Source organism: Paenibacillus kobensis NBRC 15729 (assembly GCF_004000825.1).
In the GTDB taxonomy this organism is placed as follows: domain Bacteria; phylum Bacillota; class Bacilli; order Paenibacillales; family Paenibacillaceae; genus Paenibacillus_T; species Paenibacillus_T kobensis.
In genome coordinates, this window is record NZ_BILZ01000018.1 from 42,420 (window position 1) to 68,578 (window position 26,159).

The 26,159-nt window shown below is 54.9% G+C and carries 23 protein-coding genes and 1 riboswitch; of the genes, 21 read left to right on the forward strand and 2 right to left on the reverse strand.

Annotation, left to right across the window (positions count from 1 at the left end; translation table 11 throughout):
- Nucleotides 1–8: 8 nt before the first annotated feature.
- The 3 genes from miaB to PKO01S_RS12670 all read left to right on the forward strand — a co-directional run bounded on the left by miaB (nt 9) and on the right by PKO01S_RS12670 (nt 3,430).
- On the forward strand, nt 9–1,565 hold the full coding sequence (miaB, locus tag PKO01S_RS12660; protein WP_127531711.1) for a tRNA (N6-isopentenyl adenosine(37)-C2)-methylthiotransferase MiaB: 1,557 nt from the start codon (nt 9–11) through the stop codon (nt 1,563–1,565).
- A gap of 30 nt (nt 1,566–1,595) precedes the next feature.
- On the forward strand, nt 1,596–2,087 hold the full coding sequence (locus PKO01S_RS12665; RefSeq protein ID WP_127531712.1) for a RicAFT regulatory complex protein RicA family protein: 492 nt from the start codon (nt 1,596–1,598) through the stop codon (nt 2,085–2,087).
- 179 nt (nt 2,088–2,266) lie between these two features.
- On the forward strand, nt 2,267–3,430 hold the full coding sequence (locus tag PKO01S_RS12670; RefSeq protein WP_127531713.1) for an iron-containing alcohol dehydrogenase: 1,164 nt from the start codon (nt 2,267–2,269) through the stop codon (nt 3,428–3,430).
- A gap of 31 nt (nt 3,431–3,461) precedes the next feature.
- On the opposite strand, the gene PKO01S_RS12675 is transcribed toward PKO01S_RS12670, so the two are convergent.
- Entirely contained in the window at nt 3,462–4,085 is a 624-nt protein-coding gene (locus tag PKO01S_RS12675; protein WP_246070552.1) for a biotin transporter BioY, read from the reverse strand.
- A gap of 113 nt (nt 4,086–4,198) precedes the next feature.
- Between PKO01S_RS12675 and PKO01S_RS12680 the strand changes: the two genes are divergently transcribed.
- Nucleotides 4,199–5,122, forward strand: coding sequence for an energy-coupling factor ABC transporter ATP-binding protein (locus tag PKO01S_RS12680; RefSeq protein ID WP_164779586.1), 924 nt, complete (start codon nt 4,199–4,201; stop codon nt 5,120–5,122).
- The gene (locus PKO01S_RS12685; RefSeq protein WP_127531716.1) at nt 5,112–6,887 is read left to right on the forward strand and encodes an ATP-binding cassette domain-containing protein; all 1,776 of its coding nucleotides are present in this window, start codon (nt 5,112–5,114) and stop codon (nt 6,885–6,887) included. The genes PKO01S_RS12680 and PKO01S_RS12685 overlap by 11 nt, the downstream gene beginning before the upstream one ends.
- A gap of 117 nt (nt 6,888–7,004) precedes the next feature.
- On the opposite strand, the gene PKO01S_RS12690 is transcribed toward PKO01S_RS12685, so the two are convergent.
- Nucleotides 7,005–8,198, reverse strand: coding sequence for an MFS transporter (locus PKO01S_RS12690; protein ID WP_127531717.1), 1,194 nt, complete (start codon nt 8,196–8,198; stop codon nt 7,005–7,007).
- Between the two features lie 177 nt (nt 8,199–8,375).
- Here PKO01S_RS12690 and PKO01S_RS12695 point away from each other — a divergent pair, with 177 nt between their 5' ends.
- The 16 genes from PKO01S_RS12695 to cobS all read left to right on the forward strand — a co-directional run bounded on the left by PKO01S_RS12695 (nt 8,376) and on the right by cobS (nt 26,124).
- Complete coding sequence (locus PKO01S_RS12695; RefSeq protein WP_164779587.1) at nt 8,376–9,389, forward strand: DUF4184 family protein; 1,014 nt, start codon at nt 8,376–8,378, stop codon at nt 9,387–9,389.
- 38 nt (nt 9,390–9,427) lie between these two features.
- Nucleotides 9,428–10,915: a sensor histidine kinase gene (locus tag PKO01S_RS12700; protein WP_127531719.1), complete on the forward strand. Its 1,488-nt coding sequence runs from the start codon at nt 9,428–9,430 to the stop codon at nt 10,913–10,915.
- Entirely contained in the window at nt 10,912–11,601 is a 690-nt protein-coding gene (locus tag PKO01S_RS12705) for a response regulator transcription factor (RefSeq protein WP_127531720.1), read from the forward strand. The genes PKO01S_RS12700 and PKO01S_RS12705 overlap by 4 nt, the downstream gene beginning before the upstream one ends.
- Nucleotides 11,602–11,641: 40 nt before the next feature.
- Nucleotides 11,642–14,728 (forward strand): efflux RND transporter permease subunit, encoded by a 3,087-nt coding sequence (locus PKO01S_RS12710; RefSeq protein WP_127531721.1) that lies wholly within the window; start codon nt 11,642–11,644, stop codon nt 14,726–14,728.
- A gap of 393 nt (nt 14,729–15,121) precedes the next feature.
- The gene (locus PKO01S_RS12715; RefSeq protein WP_164779588.1) at nt 15,122–15,472 is read left to right on the forward strand and encodes a DUF3889 domain-containing protein; all 351 of its coding nucleotides are present in this window, start codon (nt 15,122–15,124) and stop codon (nt 15,470–15,472) included.
- Between the two features lie 17 nt (nt 15,473–15,489).
- A complete protein-coding gene (locus PKO01S_RS12720) occupies nt 15,490–15,804 on the forward strand; it encodes a YbjQ family protein (protein WP_127531723.1) in 315 nt (104 codons plus the stop codon).
- A gap of 120 nt (nt 15,805–15,924) precedes the next feature.
- Nucleotides 15,925–16,239, forward strand: coding sequence for a rhodanese-like domain-containing protein (locus PKO01S_RS12725; protein ID WP_127531724.1), 315 nt, complete (start codon nt 15,925–15,927; stop codon nt 16,237–16,239).
- Between the two features lie 117 nt (nt 16,240–16,356).
- The gene (locus PKO01S_RS29770) at nt 16,357–16,542 is read left to right on the forward strand and encodes an arsenate reductase/protein-tyrosine-phosphatase family protein (protein WP_164779589.1); all 186 of its coding nucleotides are present in this window, start codon (nt 16,357–16,359) and stop codon (nt 16,540–16,542) included.
- A 258-nt stretch (nt 16,543–16,800) separates the two neighbouring features.
- The gene (locus tag PKO01S_RS12735) at nt 16,801–19,104 is read left to right on the forward strand and encodes a heavy metal translocating P-type ATPase (RefSeq protein WP_164779590.1); all 2,304 of its coding nucleotides are present in this window, start codon (nt 16,801–16,803) and stop codon (nt 19,102–19,104) included.
- A gap of 175 nt (nt 19,105–19,279) precedes the next feature.
- Nucleotides 19,280–19,505, forward strand: a riboswitch (cobalamin riboswitch).
- A 180-nt stretch (nt 19,506–19,685) separates the two neighbouring features.
- The gene (locus PKO01S_RS12740) at nt 19,686–20,714 is read left to right on the forward strand and encodes an ABC transporter substrate-binding protein (RefSeq protein WP_246070553.1); all 1,029 of its coding nucleotides are present in this window, start codon (nt 19,686–19,688) and stop codon (nt 20,712–20,714) included.
- 3 nt (nt 20,715–20,717) lie between these two features.
- The gene (locus tag PKO01S_RS12745; RefSeq protein ID WP_127531727.1) at nt 20,718–21,755 is read left to right on the forward strand and encodes a FecCD family ABC transporter permease; all 1,038 of its coding nucleotides are present in this window, start codon (nt 20,718–20,720) and stop codon (nt 21,753–21,755) included.
- Nucleotides 21,752–22,585, forward strand: a complete 834-nt coding sequence (locus tag PKO01S_RS12750) for an ABC transporter ATP-binding protein (RefSeq protein ID WP_127531728.1) — start codon at nt 21,752–21,754, stop codon at nt 22,583–22,585. Before PKO01S_RS12745 ends, PKO01S_RS12750 begins: the two co-directional genes overlap by 4 nt.
- 70 nt (nt 22,586–22,655) lie before the next feature.
- Nucleotides 22,656–23,726, forward strand: coding sequence for a nicotinate-nucleotide--dimethylbenzimidazole phosphoribosyltransferase (gene cobT, locus PKO01S_RS12755; RefSeq protein WP_127531729.1), 1,071 nt, complete (start codon nt 22,656–22,658; stop codon nt 23,724–23,726).
- A gap of 27 nt (nt 23,727–23,753) precedes the next feature.
- Nucleotides 23,754–24,335 (forward strand): bifunctional adenosylcobinamide kinase/adenosylcobinamide-phosphate guanylyltransferase, encoded by a 582-nt coding sequence (cobU, locus tag PKO01S_RS12760; protein WP_127531730.1) that lies wholly within the window; start codon nt 23,754–23,756, stop codon nt 24,333–24,335.
- Nucleotides 24,332–25,327, forward strand: a complete 996-nt coding sequence (gene cbiB / locus PKO01S_RS12765; protein WP_127531731.1) for an adenosylcobinamide-phosphate synthase CbiB — start codon at nt 24,332–24,334, stop codon at nt 25,325–25,327. Before cobU ends, cbiB begins: the two co-directional genes overlap by 4 nt.
- Nucleotides 25,309–26,124, forward strand: coding sequence for an adenosylcobinamide-GDP ribazoletransferase (gene cobS, locus PKO01S_RS12770; protein ID WP_127531732.1), 816 nt, complete (start codon nt 25,309–25,311; stop codon nt 26,122–26,124). The genes cbiB and cobS overlap by 19 nt, the downstream gene beginning before the upstream one ends.
- Nucleotides 26,125–26,159 lie beyond the last annotated feature (35 nt).

Here is a 26,159-nt window from a genome sequence, read left to right on the forward strand (position 1 = left end):
ATCCTGCCATGACGAAGGAGACGACGAAGGACTACTCCCAATATTTCGATTACAGCAGCGCGAAAGTTGTTAACCAAGACGATCAGTCAACGACGTACCGGATTAACGGCCGCAATATTAAGATCAATTCGGCTCCGAACTACCGCGAAGAGAAGAAGCGGGGCAAAGAGGACATCCTTGTTCACCGCGATTTCGCCATTGCGGAAGAAGTTAGTCATCTTGGCGCTGGCAAACGGTACATCATTACGACGTATGGCTGCCAGATGAACGAGCATGACACGGAAGTGATGAAGGGGATGCTGGAACGGATGGGGTTCGAGGAGACGGACGACCGTCTGGAAGCCGACCTTATTCTGTTGAATACTTGTGCGATTCGCGAGAATGCAGAGGATAAAGTGTTCGGCGAGCTCGGCCATCTGAAGTCGCTGAAGCGCGAGCGTCCGAATCTGCTGCTTGGAATATGCGGCTGTATGTCTCAAGAAGAATCAGTCGTCGGCAAAATTATGGGTAAGCATCAGCATGTCGATATCGTATTCGGCACGCACAACATACACCGGCTGCCGTATTTGCTGCAGAATGCTTATTTCAATAAAGAGATGGTCGTTGAAGTGTGGTCCAAAGAAGGCGACATCATCGAGAACTTGCCGAAGAAGCGCGAAGGCATGCGGGCATGGGTCAACATTATGTACGGCTGCGATAAGTTCTGTACGTACTGTATTGTTCCTTATACACGCGGCAAGGAGCGGAGCCGCCGTCCGGAAGACGTCATCGCCGAAGTGCGCGAGCTCGCGCGTGAAGGCTACAAAGAAGTGACGCTTCTCGGGCAGAATGTCAACGCGTATGGCAAAGATTTCGAAGATATCGAATACCGGTTCGGCGACTTGATGACGGATATGGCGAAGATCGATATTCCGCGCGTTCGTTTCACGACGAGCCATCCGCGCGACTTTGACGACCAGTTGATTGAAGTGTTGGCCGGACGAGGCAATCTGGTAGAACATATCCACCTGCCGGTTCAGTCGGGCAACACCGAGATTTTGAAGCGGATGAGCCGGAAGTATTCGCGGGAATCATACCTCGATCTTGTAGGACGAATTAAGAAAGCGATTCCGGAAGTCGTCTTGACCTCCGACATTATCGTCGGCTTCCCTGGGGAGACGGACGAGCAGTTCGAGGACACGTTGTCGCTCGTGCGGGAAGTGGGGTTCTATATGGCCTACACGTTCATTTACTCGCCTCGTGAGGGCACGCCAGCGGCCGATATGGAGGACAATGTGCCGCTCGAGGTGAAGAAAGCCCGACTCGCCCGTCTTAATAAGCTGCTTGCAGAGCTCAGCCGCCAAAGCAACGAGCTGATGCGCGGTCAAGTGCTGGAAGTGCTCGTCGAAGGCGAGAGCAAGAACAATTCAGCGGTATTGTCGGGACGGACGAGAACGAATAAGCTCGTTCACTTCGAAGGTCCGAAGGAATGGATCGGCCAGTTGATTCATGTCCGGGTGACGGAACCGCAAACATGGTATATTAGAGCAGAACCGATTATGAACAGTGAAGAAGCGGTTTCCTAATACCGCATACGACGACAGGAGCGATTACCAATGGCAGAGCAGCAAGCACATCAATGCGGAGACCACGATCACGACCACGAACACGGCGGCGGTTGCGGTATTCAAAGCTTTCATACGCGGGATTTGATCGTACGCAAAGACGTCATGGAGAAGGCGAAGGAGCTGGCGGACTTGATCTACACGTCCGAGGAAGTGACGCGCTACCGCAAGGCAGAGAAACAAATTCAAGCCCATGAACGTGTTCAGTCGGTTATGGCTCTGCTGAAGAAGAAACAGAAGGAAGTCGTTGCGTTCGAGAAAACGTTCAAGAACGAGGCGATGGCGAAGAAGATCGAGCAAGAGATGGAAGAGCTGCAGGATGAACTCGATGGCATTCCAGTCGTTGCACAGTTCCAGCAATCTCAGTCCGACATTAACTATCTGCTTCAGCTCGTTATCGGCGTCGTACGCGATACGGTTGCGGAGAAGCTTGAAGTCGAGGGCGCGAGCGAGACGGAAGAGCCTGCGGATTGCAGCAACTAATCCTATCGAATGCAGCAGATATAATGGCAAGTCCAGCGGAGATTCGGATCTCCGGCTAGGACTTGTCTTTTTTGTCGAGGGCTAAGATATTTTGGACAAGAAGTTTGGGCTTTGTAGTGATTTCGTATATAATGGAAACGGTTTGAGCTTTCAATCTGGAGAGGAGCGAACGTAGATTCATGAAACCATTTGTATTCCACAATCCGACTAGATTGTATTTCGGAGCAAATTCGCTGAGCCACTTGGCTGCAGAGGTTGAGAAATATGGCAAGAAGGTGCTGCTCGTCTATGGCGGCGGCAGCATTAAACGCAATGGGCTGTATGATGAAGTGATGGCGGTGCTGAAGCAATGCGGCTGTTCGGTAAGCGAAATTTCCGGCGTTGAGCCGAATCCGCGTCTGTCGACCGTTCACCGCGGTGCGGACATTATTCGCCGGGACGGCATCGAGTGGGTGCTGGCGGTTGGCGGCGGCAGTACGCTGGACTGCGCGAAAGCGATCGCGGCGGCTGCACATTATGAAGGAAACTTCTGGGATTGTATTACGCACAAAGCGCCGATTAAGTCGGCTCTGCCGCTCGGTACAGTATTGACGCTTGCAGCGACAGGCTCGGAGATGAACGGCAACTCCGTAATTACGAATGAAGAAACGGTCGAGAAGCTTGGCTGGTGGAGCGCACTTGTTTATCCGGCATTCTCGATTCTCGATCCGAAGAACACGGCTACAACGCCGAAGGATCATACGGTATACGGCATGGTGGACATTATGTCCCACGTGTTCGAGCAATACTTCCACCATGATCACAATACGCCGGTTCAAGACGGGCTCGCGGAAGCGATTCTGCGTGCGGTCGTCGATACGGCGCCGAAGCTCGTGAATGATCTGACGAATGTGGAGCATCGCGAAACGATATTGTACTGTGGCACAATGGCGCTGATGGGCATTCTGTCGATGGGCACGGTTGGCGATTGGGCCAACCATGATATGGAGCATGCCGTATCGGCTGTGTATGACATTCCTCACGGCGGCGGTCTAGCCATTCTGTTCCCGAACTGGATGAACTATGTGCTGGATGACAACGTTGCTCGCTTCCGCCAATTTGCGGTGAATGTGTTCGGCATTCGCGAAGACGGCCGTACTGACCGCGAAATTGCGGAGGAAGGCATCAAGGCGCTTCGCAGCTTCTGGAATTCGATCGGTGCGCCATCCCGTCTGGCTGACTACGGGATCGATGACAGCCGTCTAGATGAGATGGCGTTCAAAGCGGTCGGAGACGGCACTCGCGGCAACTTCCGCAAGCTGACGAAAGAAGATGTCGTGAACATCTACCGGATGTCGCTATAAGGAATGCGGTAAAGAAAACAGGGAGAGCCGATTAATGGCTCATCCCTGTTTGTTTTTGATACGAATGCGATTGATGTTGCTTGCGCGGGCGCGTCATCTTCACAACGGGCAGCAGCGACATAGTGATTGCCGTCGCCATAACCGACTTGACCGCATCGCCAGGCAAGAACGTGAAGCATCCTTTGACCATCGCTTTGTTGAACGTGTAGGTTTCGACCGTGTGCATGAGCCATGGAATAGCGGGCACATAGCAGAGCAGAGATCCGAATATTTCGAAGATGAGGAACAGGCCGACCATCATGGCAATACGGTTGTTGCTGAACCGGCTGTCGAGCAGCTTGCCGACGAGCCAGCCAATCGTAATCGTGCTAAGCAGGAAGCCGACGAGATAACCGCCTGTTGCACCAGTCAGATACGATATTCCGCCTTCGCCGTGCAGCAAATGAAGTCCGGTTGCAGTCAACAGCAGGACGATGAAGATGCTGGCGAAGCCGAGCCGCGGGCCTAGGAACGCGCCAGCGAGCATAACAGCTAGCATCTGGAGGGTAATAGGTACCGTGCTGAAGCTTAGCTTGAATGCGACGGAGCTTAGTGCAATGAACAAGGCCGCGAATAAAGCGGTGTATACGATATTACGAATCGATCCGTTTCTCATGATGCACCTTCCTATGTATAAGGATATATGTTAACCTGTTAGTAACATTTTCGGTTAACGAAATGAATCATAGCATACGTTCGTTCAGATAGGAAGAGGCTGGGTGAATTTTTTTGTACGATTACCGTTGGCAATTGGAGGATGTCGATCTTTATGTGCATGCGCCATTACCGCTAGACCGCTCGACTTCGAATGTTCGAGAGGAACAAGCGGGAGGGGACCGCGCAGAAGAGCGACAGCTTCTGCATCACATTCATATCACGATTAAACCGGGCGAGTGGGTGTTTCTTGTCGGAGCGAACGGAAGCGGCAAGAGCACGTTGACTCGCCTGCTCGCTGGATATGGCAGCTGGCGGACGACAGGTACGGTTCGGATCATGGAGCGAGCCGACAAGGGAATCGCAGCAGAAGAGCATAGTGCCGCCGCACCTTTCACTCCGCTCGTCATGCAGAACCCAGAGGCGTCGCTGGTCGGGATGACACCTCGAGAGGATGCGATGCTGCTGTTGGAGCAATTGGGAATTCCGGCAGCAGACATCTTCCCGCGCGTGGAAGAAGCGCTTCGCAGGACAGGGCTGACAGAGCATCAAGCTTCGCAAATCGCGACATTGTCGGGCGGACAGAAGCAGTTGACGGCAATTGCAGGCTGTATCGCAAGCGGAGCGGATGCGCTGCTGCTCGATGAGCCGACCTCGATGCTCGACCCCGATGCATCTATGCTGGTCATGGATGCTGTACGCTCGTTGCATGACGCTGGGACGACGGTCATATGGGCAACACAGCGGCTGGAGGAAATCCGGCAAGGCGATCGGGTCGTCGCGCTAAAGGATGGACGGATTACGTTCGATGGATCGGCGGAATCGTTCTTCGTTAGGCCAAGCGCGGATGCGCTTAGTCCTTGCGAGCAGGCGGAGCTGGAAGCGCCTTATATTGTAGAGACGGTATGGGCGCTTCAGAACGAGGGGATCATGCTTGATCCGCGAATGCCGCTATCGCCGTCCGAACTAGCAAAGGCGGTGAGCCGCTATGGGAAGTAGTTGGCGGCTAGACGGCGTTACGGTTCGTTCCGGCAGCAAGGATATTTTGCGAGGTATCGATGCTTCATTCGAGCAAGGAACCATTACGCTGCTGATCGGCCCGAATGGTGCAGGCAAGACGACGCTCCTTGAAACGGTTGCCGGTCTGCGTCCGGCGGAAGAAGGCACAGTATCGCTCGGAGAATTACTGGTTAAGAATGGACGCCGAATGAACCGTGAGGTGCTGCTGCGGACAGGCATTTCATTCCAGCAGTCGTCATCACAATGGTTTCTGCCGACGGTTGCGGAAGAATTCCGTTATTCGCTCCGTCCTTACCGGTTGGAGGAGAAGAAGGCGGCCGTTCATGAACGAATGTTGGCTGCGCTTGAGGCGGCCGGGTTGGATCATCCGCAGACGCTCCTCAGCCGAGATCCGAAATCGTTAAGCGGCGGTCAGCAGAAGCGGTTGGCGCTGGCGATGCTCCTTGCTACGGAGCCGGACTGGCTGCTGCTGGACGAGCCGACAGCAGGGCTTGATCTAGCAGGCGTCAACCAGCTTGCGTCTATATTACTGGCTCATCGTGAACGCGGAGGCGGGGCCTTAATCGTCACCCACGATATTGAGGCGCTGCTTCCTCTAGCGGATAGCGTCGTCATTATCGAAGCGGGACGCATACGCGCAGTAAGAACAGCTGCTGAGCATGCAGCCGTCATTCGCGCAATGGAGGCGCCGTCCATGCCGCAGCCGCTCGCGCTCGCCCGGCAGCTGCATGAGGCAGGCTTCGAGCCGAGCGGCACAAGCTCGCCGTGGGCAACGCCGCGCGAGCTTGCAGCTGCGCTGGCCACGAAGCTTCGTGGCGCAGAAACGTCGGCGGATGCATCATCCGTAATGAAGCTGCATGGTATTGCGAGTGAACCGCCGCAAGCGGAGCAAGAAGCCGCAGGACAGGCATTGCCGTCAGTCCGTCAGCAGCCGTACCCATCTCAATCCGAGCTCGTTCGCAGACCCGGTAAACTGCGCTCTTGGCTGTGGCCTTCCGCAGCTGTGCGTGATGACCGTTTCGATCCGAGAGCTATCATCGTTTGCTATTATTTATTCGGAACCGGTGCGCTGCTTCAGCAAAGCTGGTACGGCTTGCTCGCGGTCTCCATCCTTGCTTATGCATTCGTATGGAGACCGCTCGGGTCTGCGATTGCACCATGGCGGGGAGCCGTCCTTATGTACATGCGGATGATTCTCGTATTTGTTCTGTTTGCAGGCATTCAGGTTTCGCCGTTCGGATTTGATGTAGAAGCGGCTCTCATTACCGGTTTCAGGCTAAGCAAACTGCTCGTTGTCATGGTAACGGGCTTGCCGATAACCGCTATGGTGACGCCGCTAAGGCTGCAGCGGGCGCTGGAGCAGACGTTCGGGTGGATGGAGCGGGTTCGCGTTCCGGTAAGGCAAGCAGCGTTGACGGTCGCACTCATATTCCGGTTTGTGCCGATGCTGATGCAGGAATGGGAACGGTTCGTACGAATCGCATTGGCAAGGGGCAAATCGGCTGCCAAGCCTGGGAAGCTGCCGGCGCGAATGCTTTATGCCGTCCTTGCCCCATTCCTGCATGGCATGCTGCGCAGTGCGGATGAATTGACGAATGCGCTGGAGGCTAGAGGGTTCGGCAGAGTGGAGAGCAAGCCGACAAGAGCTCTCGTTCTAAAGTGGTCGAGAGAAGACTATTTTATAGTGGCGTTGTTTATCGTATGGTTTGGTTTCATGTATTTGCTGCCGAAGCTGCTTCTATAGAACAAACAGAAGGATCCGCAATAGCCAGTTGGCGATCGCGGATCCTTCTTGTTACGGGGAACATTATGCAATGTGCACCATGCATGCAGAACACGTACAGAGCAGCATCTGGTACGGTTAACGGTGGAGCTGCTGTTGTTTGTTCCTTGAGGTACGACCCCATACAACGGCTAGAATTGCGGCTGCGGCACCGGAGCAGCCTCCGAGCCAGAATCCGCTATCGATGCCCCATTCGTCATTCATCCAACCGGCAATGAACGGACCGGCGAACATCCCGATCGAGTATACGGCTTGATAGAAGCCCATTGCCGTAGCTCGTTCGCGAATCTGTGCGTCCCTGATCGCGAGGCTGAGCAGCATCGGCAATATTAAGCCTTGCATAAAGCCGTTAACCGCTTGCGTAGCGGCCAGCCATCCAAGCGACGGACTGAACGAAATCATAACTGTCGCTGCAGCGCCGAACAAGAAGGCAATCTGCAGCAGCCGCCATTCGCCAAACTTGGCGGATATTTTTCTCATAATAAGCGAAGCGAGCGCATGCGGAATCATAAACGCGAATACGATAGCGGTCAACAGCCAGCCGTCAGCCCCAAGCTCCTTCGCCTTGAGCGGCGTAAATCCGAACATGGAGATGAACAGCATCGAGTGCACAAGAATCGACAACACCGAGGCGCGGACCAGCGTCGGTTGTTGCATGACTCCGCCTAACAAGGCAAGCGACATTGGCGGACGTTGGTCAGCGGATACCGGTTGTTCGCGGATATACCATACGAACGGAAGCGCAAGCAGTGCCGCGCATGTTCCGGTAATAAACGGCGCGGACCAGCCAAGACTGTCGGCAAGCGGTGCGCTTAACGCCATGCCGGTCAACTGGCCTGTGACGGTCATGGCGCTGATCTGTCCCATCGCGGCGGACGATTCACCGGGCTCGAACATGGAGGCGTACATAATCGTGAACGCGACCCAAGTCGATGCGCATACACCGGCAACTATTCGCCCGGCAAGCGGCCAACCGAAGCCGCCCGGGATGATGAACAACAGACAACTGACGGCCCCAGCCGCGAGGCCGAGCACAATAAACGGCTTGCGCCTTCCAAGGGTGTCGGACCATAGTCCGATCGGGAACCGGACGAGCATTTGAACGAAGCCGTAGCTTCCGAGTACGATTCCGGTTATGCCAAGCGACAAGCCAAGCGACGATAAATACGGAGATAAGATCGGGACATACATATACATCGAGGTCCAATATAAGACGGTCATGACGCCGAACAAGGCGCGCTGTCTGGGTGTACTGCGAATTCCGGTTGCCATTAGATATGTAGCCTCCTGCTCGTGATGTCATCTACCCTATACTTTACAACGGAATCGGTGGATTGTCAGGACGGTATGAAGCTTTTTACCGGATCCTCTCGTATAAGGGTTAGATTGGAGCCGAAAGAACGGACGGATAACCTTTTTTCGGTACGAGACGAACAGGAGCGTGTTCCTATGCCATTTACGTTGTCCCATCCCGCGTTCGCAGTCCCATTCCGCCGGTTGCTGCCGGGAAAGCTTGCTCTGTCTGGCATTGTCCTCGGAAGTATGGCGCCGGATCTGGAATACTTTGCACGAATGGAAGCGGCCGGGACGATCGGACACCGGTTGACCGGATTTGTGCTCATCGATTTGCCGCTATGTACCGCACTATGCTGTGCGTATCTTTTTATTGTACGTCCTGCACTTGCGGGCTTTGTGCCATCGATCGGAGGGCTGCGCGATTATGTGTATGACAGTATCCGCGATCTTGGTTCAATTACGGTGTTGGACTGGCTTCTTTTCCTGCTTGCTGCGTTTGCCGGGTTCGGTACGCATCTGTTTATGGATGCTTGGACTCATTCGTCGGGATGGTTCGTTCAGCGTATAGCGGCACTTAGAGAGCCTATGATGGGGGATTACGTCTATCAATGGCTTCAATATTTGACATCCCTAGTTGGAGCTTTGGGTTGTGCTGCGTGGCTGGCATTTGATTGGTTCCGTTGGTACAGAGGCTATAATCATGCGCAGCGGAGGGAATCTCGTGCCAAGCAAGCACACGGCATCAATTATGCATTCATTGTCCATTGGACGGCAGCATGCATGGTGGGGGTTCTTGTTCTGCTCGTTAAGCTGGACAGCGTATGGTCGCCTTTCCTGCTCTATGTGTGGACCGTTGCGCCTTTCTCGGCGGCAGCTGTAGGCATTTATGCGGCATCCATTCTTGCATTGACGAACCAAGCCCGGCAATGGAGCCACGGCTTGTCGATTATCGTTTTGCTGCTGGCCACGATGTGGGCGTTGAAGCTTGGGATCGTCTCGTTCGCCGCGATACGCTTAAACCTTTATCTGTCTCCAATCGAACGATGGGTTGGGACGATTTGGATATTTTCTGCCGCGATAATGTTATTATCCGTTCATATAAATCGATTAGTTAAGGAATTTGTAAGAATTGGTTTGAAAACCGTTAATAATCGGACGTTATCATAGCAGAAGCTACAATTATTACATGAGTAAGGCGTGATGTCGTGTCGATTCGTGCAAAGCTGCATGTGGCGTTATGGGCGATGGTCATCGTCCCGAACGTCATCATGGTTGGCCTGATCGTAGCTCTTATTTATTTGTTGAACGATCAGTCTCTCTCGGAGCTCATGAATGACGAGAAAAACATGGAGTACAGGCAGGCGGCCGTATTCGGCGAGCTATCGTACGTATTGCAGCATGAGCCGGATAGGCTGGATGACGCGCAATATCGGAATGATGTGCAGCACAGGCTGGAGGAATTGTCAGCCGGTTTCGTTCTGGCGAAGGAAGGATCTGCTCCGATTGTTGCGCCGATGCTGACGGATATGAGGAACGTGACGGATTGGGGACGGTGGATAGACGAAGCGCCGGACAAAATGACGATCGACGGTTATTTGTACCAGCTGCACCGGCTTGACGTGAAGTATGAGGACAGAACGGCTGCTAAAGCCATCTTGCTTCGACAGAAAGGTCCGCTGCCGATTTATTGGCGGGTGCTTGCGCCGCTTATCGGCATTGCCGTACTCATCGCGACAAGTATCATTCTTACTTATTTCGTCTCTCGCAGCATTATTAAGCCGTTATATAAGCTGAAGACGGCTGCCGAACAAATAAGCGAAGGGCGGCTCGACGGACAGGTGAGGCCGACGACCAAAGATGAAATCGGCCAACTGAGCGAGACATTCGAGACGATGCGCATGAGGCTGAAGTCTTCAATTGAAGACCGACTGCAGGACGAAGAGAACCGGAAATTGCTGCTGTCGCATATTTCGCATGACTTGAAGACGCCGATTACAGCGATCAAAGGTTATGTCGAAGGCATTCTGGACGGCGTCGCCAATACGCAGGAGAAACAGGATAAATATTTGCGTACCGTATACCGGAAGGCGACCGATATGGACAAGCTCATCGACGAGCTGTTTCTGTTCTCGAAGCTGGATTTGCACCATGTCGCGTACGATTTCAAACCGGTCGATATCCGCAAGTTCATGGCGCATTATGCGGAGGAGCAGCAGTTCGATCTTGAGAAAGCAGGTGTCCGTCTAAGCTTATCGGGCCTTGAAGGCGAACCGCTGAACGTCGCAGCCGATCTGGAGAAGCTGAGCCGCGTATTCCAAAATATTATCGGCAACAGCGTCAAGTATATGGGAGATGAGACGGAAGGCCAGACCCGCGAAATCGCCATATCGCTGCATGCAGTCGATCAGGAGCAGCGCGTGCGGATTGAGATGCGTGATAATGGTCCGGGCGTCGCACCGGAGGCGCTTCCGAAGCTGTTCGATCAGTTCTACCGCACGGAACAATCTAGAAGTATTGAAACCGGCGGCAGCGGTTTAGGCCTTGCCATCGTGAAGCAGATTGTCGAAGGACATGGCGGCTCCGTATCGGCGCATCTGCCGCCGGGAGGCGGTCTTGCGATTACGGTAGAGCTGCAGCGGCTAGCGGACAGCACGGATATTGGGAAAGATCGGCAGGTGAACACGAACAGATGAAATCGATCTTAATAATCGAGGACGAGCGGTCAATCGCAGAACTGCAGCGGGATTACTTGGAGAGCAACGGCTACCAGGCGGATATCGAGGGCAGGGGAGACATCGGATTGGCCAAAGCGCTTGAGGGCGGCTACGATCTGGTCATTCTGGATTTGATGCTGCCGAATACGGACGGTTACGAAATATGCCGGCGAATTCGGCAGTCGCACAACACACCAATCATTATGGTCTCCGCCAAGAAAGAAGACGTGGACAAAATACGCGGACTCGGTCTCGGCGCCGACGACTACATGACGAAGCCGTTCAGCCCGAGCGAACTCGTCGCAAGAGTGAAAGCGCATCTTGCCCGGTACGAGCGGCTGACAGGGGACAGCAAGGAAGCGCAGGAATCGATCGCTATCCGAGGCTTGACCATTAACAAGGCAACTAGACAGGTAAGCATCCGCGATCAAGACATGCTGCTAACGGGCAAAGAGTTCGACTTGCTGCTGCTGCTGGCTATGCATCCGAACCGCGTATTTACGAAAGACGAGTTGTTCGAGCGGGTATGGGGACTGGAATCGGTCGGCGATAATTCGACCGTAACGGTACATATTCGCAGACTGCGGGAGAAGATCGAGCTTGATCCGTCCAATCCGCAGTATATCGATACGGTATGGGGTGTCGGATACCGGTTGAAGGTTTAGCGAAGGTTTTGAATGAGATAAAAAGAAGGAGTGGGAGTCTTTGTCAAGCATTATTCGCTTTTCTCTGAACAATAAGTTCGCACTATGGATTATGACAATTATCGTGCTGTTCGCCGGTATTTACTCCGGTACGCAGATGAAGATGGAGACGCTGCCGGACATTACGATTCCGATCGTCAGCGTAACGACGGTATATCCAGGCGCTGCGCCGGAAGAAGTCATGAACGAAGTAACGAAGCAGATCGAGCAGCATACACGCAATCTCGATGGCGTAGACAACGTTACGTCTACCTCGATGGAGAATGCGTCGTCGGTCGTCATTCAATATGACTTCAGCAAAGATATGGAAAAGGCGAAGGCGGAAGTAACCGAAGCGCTGAGCGGTCTGAAGTTTCCGGAAGGCGTAGAGCAGCCGGATGTTACCCGTCTTAGCTTCAACGCTTTCCCTGTCTTGTCGTTGTCCGTCTCGAACAAGGACCTGACGCTCGAACAACTGACGAAGCTGGTGCAGTCGGAAGTGCTGCCGAAGATCGAAGGGGCGGAGGGCGTCGCAACGGTTCAAATTTCGGGCCAGCATATGAAATCGGCCGAGCTTACGTTCAAGCCTGAGAAGCTGGCGCAGTACGGTTTGACGAAAGACACCGTGCAAGGTGTTATCCAAGGCTCTGCGATGGCGGCTCCACTCGGCCTGTTCACCTTCGGCACCGAAGAGAACACGGTCGTTGTCGACGGCAATGTATGGACGGAAGATGCGCTGAACAATCTGGAAATTCCGGTTGCTCCAGGCGGAGCGGGTGCAGGACAAGCTGCGAACACGGCGCCGGGCCTTCCGACAGTGAAGCTCTCCGAGGTTGCCGACTTGGCAATCGTAGGCAAGGCAGAGTCGATTTCCCGCACGAACGGTCAAGATGCGATCGGCATCTCGATTGTTAAAGGGGCGGATGCGAATACGGTTGATGTCGTCAATAAGGTCAAAGACGTTGCCAAACAATTGATGGATGAGAACGCAGGACTCAACATCGTTACGGCGTTCGACCAAGGCAAGCCGATTGAAGATTCGGTCAACACGATGCTGAGCAAAGCGTTCATCGGCGCTGCGTTCGCCATCGTCATCATTCTGTTGTTCCTGCGGGATATCCGTTCGACGATCATCGCGGTTATCTCGATTCCGTTGTCCATCTTCATCGCCCTGCTATTCTTGAACTCAATGGACATTACGTTGAACATCATGACGCTTGGCGCTATGACCGTCGCAATAGGACGGGTTATCGACGACTCAATTGTCGTAATCGAGAACGTGTACCGGAGGATGTCGCTAAGCGGCGAGAAGCTGACAGGCAAAGAGCTCATCCTGTCCTCGACGAAAGAGATGTTCATCCCGATTCTGTCGTCGACGATCGTTACGATCGCAGTATTCTTGCCAATGGGCTTCGTCACGGGAGCAATCGGCCAAATCTTCATGCCGTTCGCCCTGACGATCGTCTTCGCGCTGTTGGCGTCGCTGCTTGTCGCGATTACAGTCGTACCGATGATGGCGCACCTGATGTTCCGCAAAGGTCTCAAAAACGTGAAGCATCACGAAGACAAGCCGGGCCGTCTTGCAGGCAGCTACCGCAACTTGCTTCGTTGGACGCTTAATCATAAGCTGATCACTTCGCTGCTTGCCATCGTGCTTCTCGTGGGCAGCTTGATGCTCACACCGCTTATCGGCTTCAGCTTCTTGCCGTCCGAAGGCGAGAAGACGATGATCGTGACGTACAACCCGGCACCGGGCGAAACGCTTGATCAAGTCAAAGATATGACTTCGAAGGCGGAGACAGAGCTGCTTAACCGCGGCCATGTCGATCTGGTTCAATATACGATCGGCGGCAACAACCCGATGAATCCAGGCGCATCGAAACAGGCACTCGTATTCCTGACGTACGATGAGGATACGCCGAAATTCGAAGACGAGAAAGAAGCTGTTATCGATATGCTGTCGGGACTCGGCGGCAAGGGCGAATGGAAACAACAGGACTTCGGCGGCGGCGGTTCGATCGGCGGCAGCGGCATGTCGCTTACTGTCTACGGACCGGACATGGATACGCTCCAAACGGTCGTTGGCTCTATTCAAGAAAAATGGAAAAACAACCCGGATCTGACGAACGTCGATACGAGCTTGGCGAAGACGTATAAGCAATATAAGCTTGTCGCGGATCAAGCGAAGCTCAGCAAGTACGGCTTGACAGCCGGCCAAGTCGCAATGGCGCTTGCTCCGGTACGTCAGCAGCAGCAATTGACGACAATCGAGAAAGACGGAGAGAAGCTGAACGTCTACGTTCACGTAGAGCCGAAGACGTACGGCAGCATCGAAGACCTTAAGAACGAAACGCTGCAATCGCCGCTCGGCATGCCGGTCGCGCTTAAGGATGTCGTGAAAGTAGAAGAAGGCCAATCGCCGAACACGATTACCCGCAAAGACGACAAAGTCTATGCGGAAGTGACGGCAGATGCGGTGAAAGCCGATCTGAACAAAGTATCGAAGACGCTGCAGGATGAAGTGGACGCGATGGATCTTCCGGCGGGCGTTACGACCGAGATGGGCGGCGCTACGCAGGACATGAACGAGGCGTTCACGCAGCTTGGCCTTGCGATGCTGGCAGCTGTAGCGATCGTATATCTCGTGCTTGTCATTACGTTCGGCGGAGCGGCTACGCCGTTCACGATTCTATTCTCGCTGCCGTTCACGGTTATAGGCGCACTCGTCGGCTTGTATATCGCAGGCGAGACGATCAGCGTAACTGCCATGATCGGTATGCTCATGCTGATCGGTATCGTTGTCACGAACGCAATCGTCTTGATCGACCGCGTTATTCAGAAACAGAAGGAAGGTCTGGACGTTCGCGAAGCGCTGCTCGAAGCAGCAGGCACGCGTCTTCGTCCGATTCTGATGACAGCCATTGCGACAATCGGGGCACTGCTGCCGCTTGCGCTCGGCTTCGAATCTGGCGGACTCATCTCCAAAGGGCTTGGTATTACCGTTATCGGCGGTTTGACGAGTTCGACGTTGCTTACGCTCATCTTCGTACCAATGGTATACGAGCTGATCAACCGGAAACGGAAGTTCAAGGATAGAACGGCAGAGTAATCCATGGTTGAGTTGAAAAAGAGCCCTTCGGGGCTCTTATTTCGTGGGCAGAAGGGTAGGCGGGTAGGTTGATATTTAGTAGGCTGTTCTTATTAGGTTGTTAATGCGGAGGAGATGTTGCGAGACGTGGATAAGAGATCCTTTAGGACTCTTATTCGTTATGCAGAGGCGGTAATGTGTGATTAGGTGTCTTGAAAGGTATCTTAAATGAGGCGGCAGGTGCGAAACGGATGGTTGTGTCGTATTTAATATACGTTTGGGGACGCTTAAATTGGGGAGAAACATGTTTGAGACTCGGATAAGAGCTCTGGGAGGGCTCTTATTTGTTGCACCGGAATAAAGAACCGCATGCGGCCGTACTCTAATCAGTGGGAGAGGCCTGGAGGTACTACCATGCGAATGAAGAACATGACGAACCTTTTGATAGCGATGGCCGTCTTCTTGGTTCTGTCATCCACTGCGGCAAGTACAGCTGTTGCTGTGACTCCTATTCATGCGGTGAGGCAGCCTGATTATGCGAAGTCCGGACAAGCGGCCGTGTTAGCTGCAAAACAGCGGTACTCGGCGGATGTGCTTGACTATGCGTTTGAAGGCAGAACGCCAGCAGGAAGCGGACGGGTCGAATACCGGTTTCGCCTATGGCTGAGCAAGGGCGGACGTGACTTTGGCGTACGCGTTGTTGTTACGGCGGATGCGGTGTCGGGAGAACCGATTAGGATGAAATGGACCGAAATCAAACCGTGACGGGAGGATGATTTCATATGTTAATGACGACGACACCGAGTATCGAAGGACGTAAGATTGCTGATTATTTAGGCATTGTGACGGGCGAGGCGATCATGGGGGCGAATGTCGTAAGAGATTTTTTCGCTTCGATTACGGATATCGTTGGCGGGCGGTCCGGCGCCTATGAGAGCAAATTGAAGGAAGCGCGCGACGTTGCGTTCGAAGAGATGCGGGTGCAGGCGTCCCGGATCGGAGCGAACGGAATTGTAGGGATTGATATCGATTACGAGGTTGTCCGCGACGGGATGCTCATGGTCGCCGTCAGCGGCACGGCCGTCCGCTTCCAATAAGGCTGCTTAACCCTCTCCTGCTGGACATAAGCTCGGCGTACCATGTACAATTTGGGTGATAGGGCGAGTACAAGTTCAGGTCGAACTATAGACCATAAGCAACCTGGAGGAGAGCGGAGCATGTATACGGAAATAAGCACGGACGAATTGCAAAGCAAGCTGGAACAAGGGAATAAACTGTTCCTGATCGATGTCCGGGAGCAGGACGAATGGGAGAGCGGCCACATCGCGGAAGCCGTCAGCTTGCCGTTGTCGGAGCTGCCAGCCAAGCTCGGCGAACTGACGACGCAAGGCGAGGAGCCTTATATCATTATTTGCCGCAGCGGCAACCGCAGCGGCCGTGCTTGCGAGTATTTGGCAGCACAAGGCTTCGAGGTTGTGAACGTCAAGGGCGGCATGTTGAATTGGAACGGCAGCGTCGCTTACGGCGCATAGGTCACTTAAGACACTCAAGCAATGCCGGACAAAACCTGCAAGCATCGATCTGAGGATCGAGATTTGCAGGTTTTTGATATATTTTCGCAAATTGGATTACGAAACGGAGTTGCATCTATGAAGCTATTATTTGTTTGTACGGATAATTTTACTCGAAGTGTGATAGCTGAGCTTTGTATGAAGGATTTGCTGAGAAGAGTAAATAATACATCCGTACATGTAGCTTCAGCTGGGATTAGAGCTGCTAGTGATATTAGATTATATCCAAGAGCGTTACAACCGCGATGTCCCATTGTTCAATGAAGTGTATAACGGTCAGAGAACAGCCGTTAATATTGGAGCGCCTGACAGTGAGGATTTTGCAGAACAAATGGCTAACTTGGTGCGGTATTTTTATGAATCAATGCCCGTCATCCTATCTCATTTAGAACAACGAGCCGCTCTTTAGGGAGCGGTTTTTTCTGTTCCTTCCCGGCTTAGACATGTCCGAAGGCATGCTCTCATACAATGTTGAAGCGAGCGGCATCGATGCTCTGCAAGTCCAGAAGGAGGACGGCCTCCATGACGGTATTACTAAGCAATCGTACTGACGATGAGGAACATACGGATCCAGAGTCAAATATGGCGAATGAAGCGATTGGCGCTGAGCCGGTTGCCATCCATTTGCGAATCGGCGGGATGCACTGCTCGGCATGCGCCGTCCGGATCGAGAAGGCGGTCGGGCGGCTGCCAGGCGTCCGGCAGAGCGCAGTCAGCTATGCTTCGCGGTCGGCCTGGATCGTCTATACGCCAAGCGAAGTGACGGAGCCCGTCATTCAAGCTGCAATCAGCAAGCTCGGTTTTCATTCCGCATCAGGCTCGAACACGTCATTCGACGAGCGGGAGAGGCGTATGCTGCTGCTCCGCTTCGTGCTGTCCGCACTGCTCACGCTTCCTCTGCTGCTTCCGATGGCGCATCATTATGAGGCGTTATCGTTCATTCCGGTTCCTTCTCTGCTGATGAACAGCTGGGTTCAGCTCGCGCTGGCGACGATCATTCAATTCGTGCCGGCAGCGCCATTCTATAACGGAGCCTATTACGCAGTTAAACAGCGGTCGGCGAATATGGATGTGCTCGTTGCTACAGGCACGACGTCAGCCTATTTGTATAGCCATTATATGATGTTTCACGGTGCCAGTACCTCAATGTATTTCGAGACGTCAGCTGTTGTCATCACGGCTGTACTGATGGGCAAATGGATAGAAGCTTCCGCGGCGGGGAGGACGGCAGCGGAGTTAGGGGGATATACCGCGCTCCAGCCGAATACGGCAGTCGTCCTGCGTGGCGATGCACAGGAAGAAACAGCCGCGAACGATCTTAAGCCAGGTGATCGAGTGCTGGTAGATCCTGGGGACCGCTTTCCTGCCGACGGGACGTTAATTAGCGAACGGACGGAGACGGACGAATCGCTTCTTACCGGCGAAAGCCGGCCGATCCCGAAACGGGAAGGCGATAAAGTTTATGCCGGTTCGCTTAATTTGCAGCATCCGGCAGTCGTTACAGTTAAATCGGCTGGAACGGCAACAGCGCTCCATCGGTTGAATGCGATGATGCGGGAGGCGCTTGCCTCCAAAACGTCTGTGCAGCGTAAAGCGGACGCGCTGGCCGGCATATTTGTACCGATCATGTTGGCTCTGGCCGCCGCTACGTTCGTCGTGAATTACTTTTGGTGGACCGGCTTTCGGGCGGAAGCATCGTTCGTGAGGGCATTAGCAGTCTTGCTCGCGGCCTGCCCGTGCGCGCTCGGACTGGCAACGCCGTTGTCGCTGGCGGCAGCGGCGGCCGCTACAGCGAAGCGGGGAATTGTCGTGAAGCAAGCGGACGCGCTGGAAGTGCTAGCCCGGTTGAAGACGGTCGTCTTCGACAAGACGGGCACGCTGACGGAAGGCCGTGCGGAGGTGAGCGCCGTCTTCGCGCCTGCGCTGCATCCGGCTGCCTTGCTGAGCATGGCGGCATTGGCAGAAGCGAATGCGGCACACCCGTTCGCGGCTGCCGTCATCGAAGCGGCGGGCAAAGCGGGCGGAGAACGGGATCGCGGCGGCGGGATGAAGCGGGTGCCGCCATTGCGTATCCAATCGGCGTCTTATGCAGTTGAACAGCTGGATGGGCGAATGATTGCAGTAGGCGGATATGATTTTGCACGAGAACGCGGCTGGACGATCCAACACGATATTCGCAGCTTTGCCGATGAGAGGGAGCGCAAAGGGGATACGATTTGGTTCGTGTTTGAGGACAGCAAATGTGCAGGTGCGCTTGCCTTGTCGGATCGGATTCGGCCGGATGCAGCGTCTGCCGTCGCGAGATTGCGAAGACAAGGCATCCGCATAGCGCTCGCATCGGGCGATCGCGCAGCAGCCGTCCAGGCGGTCAGCGCGAAGGTCCGCATCCATGAGGCGCACGGCTCGTTGAAGCCGGAGCAGAAGCTCGCGCTCATCCGGTCGCTCCAGCAAGCGCGCGGAGCCGTCGCCATGGTCGGCGACGGCTGGAACGATGCGCCGGCATTAGCAGCGGCCGACGTCGGCTTCGCCATTGGCGGCGGTGCAGATGCCGCGATGGGGGCTGGCCAGATCGCGCTCGTGCACGGCCGGTTGGCTGGCGTTGCCGACGCACTGTGGGTTAGCAAGCTTACAATGCGCAACGTGAGACAAAACTTGGGACTCGCGTTCGTCTACAACGCGGCAGTCATCCCAAGCGCTGCTCTCGGCAAACTGGAGCCTTGGATGGCTGGGACCGCCATGGCGCTAAGCTCGCTGTCGGTCGTTGGCAACGCGATTCGGCTTCGTCTGAAGCTGCGGTCGATTGGAAAACATCCAAACAGAGCATAAGAGAGCATTGGATGTTGTTGATAGTCTCTCTTGATAGGTGATTCATACGAAATAACCTAGAATCTATCATTTTGGAGCGGCACTATAATTGGAACTTAATAGATTATGGCAAACAATCAACAGGAACATGATGGACAAAACGGCCCGCCGATGGTATATTAGCAAAGGCAAAAATTGAATAGCATTTCGAACAGGTGCTTTGCAGCCGATCCGTTAAGGATGCTGCTGCGCAAGCTTAATAGGGAAGTCCGGTGAGAATCCGGCACGGACCCGCCACTGTAAGAAGCGCTTGTCCGCTATGCGGGCAAGCAGCCGCTCCGGCATACGTCACTGGGTTATCCCTGGGAAGACGCCGGCCGCGGGCTTCAAGTCAGGATACCTGCCTGTTTCGGCAACACTGCTACCTACGTGGAATTAGGGGAGGAGTTGGACAGGCGTAAGCACGTACGATTGCCGCTGCCCGCTGGCATACCGGCATGAGGCGTTGAATCGTCATCCAGCATTTCCGATCCCCAAATTCGGAAATGCTTTTTTTTGTTTTGATCGATCATTTTTAGTAGTCCGAAAGGAAGATACGAACGATGTACATGAATTCTACTCCATTCAACACGAAGAGATTGCTGAAGCAGCTTGGATTGCTGGCAGCCGCACTGATGCTCGCTCTGCTTGCGGCATGCGGCAGCGATGAGAAGACGACTTCGGAGAAGCCTCAAGACGAGCAGCAACAACAACAGCAACAAACGGAAGAAAAGAACGCAGCAGCAGAACAGACAGACAGCGAACAGCCCGCTGCTACCGTATATCCCCTGACGGTGAAGGACGATTCCTGTACGGAAATTACGCTTGAGAAAGCGCCGGAGCGCATCGTTACGATCGTGCCGAGCGAGACGGAGGTTGCATTCGCAGTTGGAGCGGGCGACCGTGTCGTCGGCGTGGACAGCTACAGCAACTATCCAGAGCAAGCCGCTTCGATCGACAAGATTGGCGATATGACGTCCGATGTCGAGAAGATCGCTTCGCTCAAGCCGGATCTGATTCTCGCTTCGGTATCCATGAACAGCCAAGCAATCGAGCAGCTGCGTCAGCTGAAGCTGAACGTATATGCTTCGGATCCGAAGACGTATGCGGCAGTCATGGACAAAATCCGCCGAATCGGCGAAATCACGGACACGCAGCAGAAAGCTTCGGAAGTCGTCGCTCATATGCAGCAAGTGAAGGATGAAGTAGAGGCGAAAGTGAAAGATGTTGCCAAGCCGAACGTCTTCCTTGAGTTCTCCCCGGGCTACACGGTTGGTAAAGGAGAGTTCCTCGACGAACTGCTTACGATTGCAGGCGGACAGAACGTTGCGACCGGCAAGGGCTGGTACGAGTTCGACGCCGAACAGATCGTGGCGAACAATCCGGCAGTGATCGTCTATTCGTCCTGGTACGAAGAGCCGAATGCGATTCTCGAAGGCATTAAAGGACGCCCGGCATGGAAAGAGATCGATGCCGTCAAGAACAATAAGCTTGTAGAAGTAGCGCAAGACCCGCTCGTACGCGTCGGACCAAGACTTGCAGACGGCTTGATGGATTTAGCGAAGGCGATCCATCCTGATCTGTTTCAATAACCGATGAGACCGATGTCTGCCGTATATGGAGGAGCCTCGCTGCTCCTCCTTATCGTATCTGTCGGCTTCTGTGTCTCGATTGGCTCGGCCGGACTGTCGGTGTCCGACGTATGGGGCATCCTGCTGCATGAAGCGACGGGCATTTCGATCGGCGGACCTTGGCCGTCCAGCGATGTCGCTATCGTCATTCAGCTTCGATTGTCCCGCGTTGTGCTGGCGCTGCTTGTCGGTGCTTGCCTCGCTGCGGCGGGAGCGGGCTTCCAAGGGGTGCTGCGCAATCCGCTTGCCGATCCATATACTTTAGGTGTCGCTTCCGGTTCGTCTGTCGGGGCGGCTTTTATCATTTTATTCGGCTTCCAGTCGCTGATCGGTCTGTGGACGATTCCAATCGTCGCATTCGCGACGGGAGCGGCGACGCTGTTCGCCGTATTCGCGCTTGCGCGGTCCAAAGGCGTCATGGCAATCGAAACGCTGATACTAGCTGGTGTTATCGTCCAGTCGTTCTTCGGTGCCTTTGTCTCGTTCATGGTATCGATGTCGCAAGGCGTCGTGAATCAAATTTTATACTGGCTCATGGGGAGTCTCGCGCTTCGCAGCTGGGACCATACGTATATGCTGCTCCCATTCGCTCTCATCGGGATACCGATTATGATCTATCATTCGCACCGTTTGAATCTGTTCGCATATGGCGAACGGCATGCTGCGCATCTAGGCGTTCATGTGGAACGGACCAAGCTGATCGTGTTGGTCGGCGCAACGCTGCTGACGGCTGCGGCGGTATCGGTATCGGGCGTCATCGGCTTCGTCGGTCTTGTCGTGCCGCATTTGCTTCGGCTGCTCGTCGGCTCGGATTACCGGCGTCTCGTCCCGCTCTCTGCCATTGGCGGCGGAATATTCGTTCTATGGGCGGATACGCTGGCTCGTACGGCGCTAAGTCCGCGTGAAATTCAACTCGGCGTCGTGACGGCTATTATCGGAGCACCATTCTTCGCTTTGCTGCTGTACCGCCACAAATCAGGCCGTGGAGGAATAAAGACATGATCGAGACGAAGCGACTAGGCCGAACGATCGATGGCACGGCCATACTGAACGATATTACGGTAGCATTCTCGAAACCGGGAATGTATGGTATTATCGGACCTAACGGTGCGGGCAAAACGACGCTGCTGCGTCTGCTCTCCGGCGTAGACCGTCCTACGGAGGGCGAAGTGCTGCTGGACGGAAAGCCGATCAGCGCCATAGCGAGAAAGCAGCTGGCGCGAACCGTTGCGGTCGTTCAACAAGGCGGGCTGCCGCCGGTCGGATATTCGGTTCGGGATACGGTCGCGCTAGGGCGATACCCGTATCAGGGCTGGTTCGGCGACGAGAAGGAAGATGCTGGTCCATTAATCGACGAGGCGCTCCTGCGTATGGAGCTTATGCATCTGAGCGACCGGAGGCTGGATAGTCTGAGCGGCGGCGAGAGGCAGCGGGTTGCACTGGCCCAAATGATGGTGCAGAATCCGCGCGTCATGCTGCTCGACGAACCGACAACGTATCTCGACATCGGGTTTCAGCTGCAACTGCTCGACATCGTGTTGGAATGGCAGCGGGAACGCGGCATGATCGTCATCGCCGTTCTGCATGACTTGAATCTAGCCTCGCTATATTGCGATGAGATGATCGTGATGAAGAATGGTATGATGTACGCTTCCGGCAGTCCGAAGCAGATCGTAACCAGCGAGCTTGTGCGCAGCGTATACGGCGCAGAGGCAGACGTCATTGAGCATCCCGACGGGGGTGCGCCGCAAATTGTGCTTCGCCGTTCTGGCGCGAAGCGGAGTACGCCGCAATGGATGGATCACGAAGTCAAACAAACGATTATGGGGTAAACGGAGAAGACGGAGAAGCTGGACGTCTTCGTCCGTTTTTTCACGTGGTGAAAAGAAAGGAAGTTATGAAATGACAATCAGTAACGAGAATTGTTTGTCGCTCGCCAATAGGATCGGACGCGTCCGGCCTCTGGACGAGCAAGCGATGCAGATGGCGGACAGCCATTTGGCCAATCTGACCAAACCGCCGGGCAGTCTTGGCAAGCTTGAGTCCATTGCCCGCCAAGTGGCAGGCATTACGGGGGTCATCCAACCGGATCTTTCGAAGAAGGCCATTATCGTCATGGCTGCCGATCACGGCGTCTGCGAGGAAGGAATCAGTGCGTTCCCAGCGGAAGTGACGCCGCAGATGGTAATGAACTTCCTGTCCGGCGGCGCGGCGGTTAACGTATTGGCAAGGCAAGCCGGAGCCGACGTATGCTGTGTCGATATCGGTGTCAATGCAGAGCTGGACCATCCCGATCTGTACAAACGCAAGCTGATGCATGGCACGAACAATATGGCGAAGGGTCCCGCGATGGATCATGCGACGACCGTACGCGCGATGCTCGTCGGCATCGAACTGGTCGAAGAGCTGTATAGCAAAGGGTATAGACTGTTCGCGACCGGCGAGATGGGCATCGGCAATACGACGGCGAGCTCGGCTGTCATGACAGTACTGACCGGATGTCCGCTGGAAAATACGGTTGGCCGAGGCACGGGTATTAATGATGAACGGCTAGCACATAAAATCGGAGTAATCCGCCGTGCGATCGAGACGAATAATCCGAATCCGGAAGATCCGTTCGAAGTGGTGGCGAAGGTAGGCGGACTCGAAATTGCCGGTCTCGCAGGCGTCATTATCGGCGCGGCGGCGAAACGTTGTCCGGTCGTAATTGACGGGTTTATTTCGTCGGCTGCGGCATTGGTCGCTGCGAAGCTGTCGCCTGATTCGGTTTCCTATATGATCGGATCGCACTTGTCGGAGGAATTCGCGCACGGCCAATTGCTGAAAGAGATCGGACTATCGCCGGTCATCCATATGGAGATGCGGCTCGGCGAAGGCACAGGCGCGGCGTTGTGCCTCCATCTGGTTGAAGCGGCTCAGCGTATTATGAAGGAAATGGCGACGTTCGACAGCGCTGGTGTATCGCGAAGCTAGGCTAGACAACAGGAGGCGCACGGCATAATGGCTTATTTGATTACAGGAGGCGCGCGCAGCGGCAAAAGCTCGTTCGCGGAGCGATACGCATCGCGTCTAGCGGGCCGAGGTATATATATTGCGACTTCGACGATCCAAGACGACGAAATGAGGGAGCGGGTTCACCGCCACCGGCAGCAGCGCGAGTCATCCGGTTTCCTATGGGAAACGGTCGAGGAGCCGAAGCAGTTGGCCGCTTTGCTGGACGACCTGGGGAGGAAATTCGATGAGGCAGGTGCGGACTGTGAGCCAGCGGTTGTTCTCGTCGATTGTCTGACGCTGTGGCTGACGAATCATTTGCTTGCTTATGAGGATGAACCGATCGAGAAGCTGGAGGACGAAATCGACCGGCTGGTTCAAGCGGTAGCGGCTTACCGCTATCCGCTGCTGCTCGTGACGAACGAGGTCGGCAGCGGCATTGTGCCGGCGTATCCGCTCGGTAGGACGTTCCGCGATGCGGCAGGACGATTGAACCGTATGCTGGCCGAGAGATGCGAGCGGACTTATCTCGTCGTCAGCGGCATACCGGTTGACTTGAGCCGGATTGCCGTATCGTTGGACGAGCTATGATCGGATGGATCTACAGCTGGCCGGAGCTGCTCTTGATGGGGGCGGCTGCGATTCTCGTCGATCTGATCGTCGGGGATCCGAGATGGCCGACTCATCCGGTCATACGAATCGGACAACTGATTAAGTGGCTGGAACGGAAACTGTATCGAACCGAATCCGGCGGCGTCGAATCGTCCGGCCGTCGCCTTCGTCTGCGCGGCGTCGTGTTGACGGTCGTGACTGTATTGACGGCCTATGCCGTCATGACGGTTATCGTTATTGCGGCAGATGCGGTTCATCGTTGGCTCGGCTATGCCGTCAGCGTCTGGTTCATCTCGACGACGATCGCTGTGAAAGGGCTGAAGGATGCGGCGATGCTCGTCTACCGTCCGCTTGTTGCGGGCAACTTGGCTGATGCTCGCAAGTATACCGGATATATCGTCAGCCGGGATACAGATCAGTTGAGCGAGCCGGAGGCGGCAAGAGCTGCAGTCGAGACCGTCGCGGAAAATACGGTCGATGCGTTTCTGTCGCCGCTGCTGTTCGCACTGCTAGGCGGAGCGCCTCTCGCAATGGCATACCGGGCGGCGAATACGCTCGATTCGATGGTTGGCTACCGCAACGAGAAATACCGTTTGTTCGGCTGGTGCTCAGCACGGCTCGACGATGTGTTGAACTATATACCTGCGAGGCTCAGCGCAGCGGTCATGCCGCTGGCAGCGCTGCTGCTGCGCGGCATGTCGGCTCGGCGTGCGGTTCGTGCGGTGTTCGTATTCGCTGGCCGTCATCCGAGCCCGAACAGCGGCATCCCCGAGTCGGCTACGGCCGGTGCGCTCGGCATCGAACTCGGCGGGATGAACCGCTATTTCGGACAGGAAAGCGAACGGGCCCGGCTCGGCTGGCCGTTGCGTCCGCTAACGGCGGAAGATATTTTGAAGACGGTTAGGCTGTTATACGTTACTTGCTTGCTGACGGGAATAGGAGTGCTCACGTTATGGTTGGTCGTACGATAAGGAGAGGCTTGAACGGTCTGGCGGCGGCCATTCAACTGCTGACGAGAGTTCCGCTGCCGGTCCAAGTGCCGTTCGACCCGCCGACGTTAGCGACCAGTTTATTGTCTTTTCCTATGGCTGGACTCGTGATCGGCTTGCTTACGGCAGGGGCTTCGTCGCTGCTTCATATGCTGGACATGCCTTTGCTTGCGGCTGCGTTGACGCTGGGCTGGTGGATCGCCCTGACGGGCGGCCTGCATCTGGACGGCTGGATGGATACGGCAGACGGCGTGCTTAGCGGCAGGCCGCGCGAGCAAATGCTCGACATTATGAAAGACAGCCGCGTCGGCGCGATGGGCGTCATCGCGGGAGTGTTGCTCCTGCTCGTGAAGTTCGCCGCTCTTGCGGCGTTGTTCGAGCGGGCGGACAGTGCCTTCGTATGGATGCTGCTTGCACTTGGGCCGGTATGGAGCCGCTGGTGGATGACGGCAGCAATCGTCATTTGGCCTGGCGCAAGAGAAGGCGGTATGGGAGCGATGTTCCGCGCAGCTGGACCGAAGCATGCCGTAGGTGCTGCTGTCGTTGCAAGTTTCGTCTCGATCGCAGCGATTGGTGTAATAGGCTATGATGAGTTGAGGGGCTGTATTGCCGTCATGGTCATCGCGGCGTCGGCAGCTCTTGTTGGCACGCTGCTCGCCGTATGGTTCAACCGCAAGCTTGGCGGATTGACCGGCGATACGTACGGCGCGATGAACGAAGCGGCAGAGGCGGCTTGCCTCGTGGCATTATGTGTATTATGTAAAATATGGACGTTATAACTTATGATCCAGCACTATACATACCTATCTTGAGG

Bases quoted from the DNA above. Each gene is read 5' to 3' on its own strand.
- cobS (WP_127531732.1), top strand. From the start codon at position 25,309: ATGGTTGGTCGTACGATAAGGAGAGGCTTGAACGGTCTGGCGGCGGCC.
- PKO01S_RS12720 (WP_127531723.1), top strand. From the start codon at position 15,490: ATGTTAATGACGACGACACCGAGTATCGAAGGACGTAAGATTGCTGAT.
- PKO01S_RS12740 (WP_246070553.1), top strand. From the start codon at position 19,686: ATGTACATGAATTCTACTCCATTCAACACGAAGAGATTGCTGAAGCAG.
- cbiB (WP_127531731.1), top strand. From the start codon at position 24,332: ATGATCGGATGGATCTACAGCTGGCCGGAGCTGCTCTTGATGGGGGCG.
- PKO01S_RS12685 (WP_127531716.1), top strand. From the start codon at position 5,112: ATGGGAAGTAGTTGGCGGCTAGACGGCGTTACGGTTCGTTCCGGCAGC.
- PKO01S_RS12690 (WP_127531717.1), bottom strand. From the start codon at position 8,198: ATGGCAACCGGAATTCGCAGTACACCCAGACAGCGCGCCTTGTTCGGC.
- PKO01S_RS12725 (WP_127531724.1), top strand. From the start codon at position 15,925: ATGTATACGGAAATAAGCACGGACGAATTGCAAAGCAAGCTGGAACAA.
- PKO01S_RS12675 (WP_246070552.1), bottom strand. From the start codon at position 4,085: ATGAGAAACGGATCGATTCGTAATATCGTATACACCGCTTTATTCGCG.
- PKO01S_RS12705 (WP_127531720.1), top strand. From the start codon at position 10,912: ATGAAATCGATCTTAATAATCGAGGACGAGCGGTCAATCGCAGAACTG.
- PKO01S_RS29770 (WP_164779589.1), top strand. From the start codon at position 16,357: ATGAAGCTATTATTTGTTTGTACGGATAATTTTACTCGAAGTGTGATA.
- PKO01S_RS12665 (WP_127531712.1), top strand. From the start codon at position 1,596: ATGGCAGAGCAGCAAGCACATCAATGCGGAGACCACGATCACGACCAC.
- PKO01S_RS12695 (WP_164779587.1), top strand. From the start codon at position 8,376: ATGCCATTTACGTTGTCCCATCCCGCGTTCGCAGTCCCATTCCGCCGG.
- PKO01S_RS12715 (WP_164779588.1), top strand. From the start codon at position 15,122: ATGCGAATGAAGAACATGACGAACCTTTTGATAGCGATGGCCGTCTTC.
- PKO01S_RS12735 (WP_164779590.1), top strand. From the start codon at position 16,801: ATGACGGTATTACTAAGCAATCGTACTGACGATGAGGAACATACGGAT.
- PKO01S_RS12745 (WP_127531727.1), top strand. From the start codon at position 20,718: ATGAGACCGATGTCTGCCGTATATGGAGGAGCCTCGCTGCTCCTCCTT.
- PKO01S_RS12750 (WP_127531728.1), top strand. From the start codon at position 21,752: ATGATCGAGACGAAGCGACTAGGCCGAACGATCGATGGCACGGCCATA.
- cobU (WP_127531730.1), top strand. From the start codon at position 23,754: ATGGCTTATTTGATTACAGGAGGCGCGCGCAGCGGCAAAAGCTCGTTC.
- cobT (WP_127531729.1), top strand. From the start codon at position 22,656: ATGACAATCAGTAACGAGAATTGTTTGTCGCTCGCCAATAGGATCGGA.
- miaB (WP_127531711.1), top strand. From the start codon at position 9: ATGACGAAGGAGACGACGAAGGACTACTCCCAATATTTCGATTACAGC.
- PKO01S_RS12670 (WP_127531713.1), top strand. From the start codon at position 2,267: ATGAAACCATTTGTATTCCACAATCCGACTAGATTGTATTTCGGAGCA.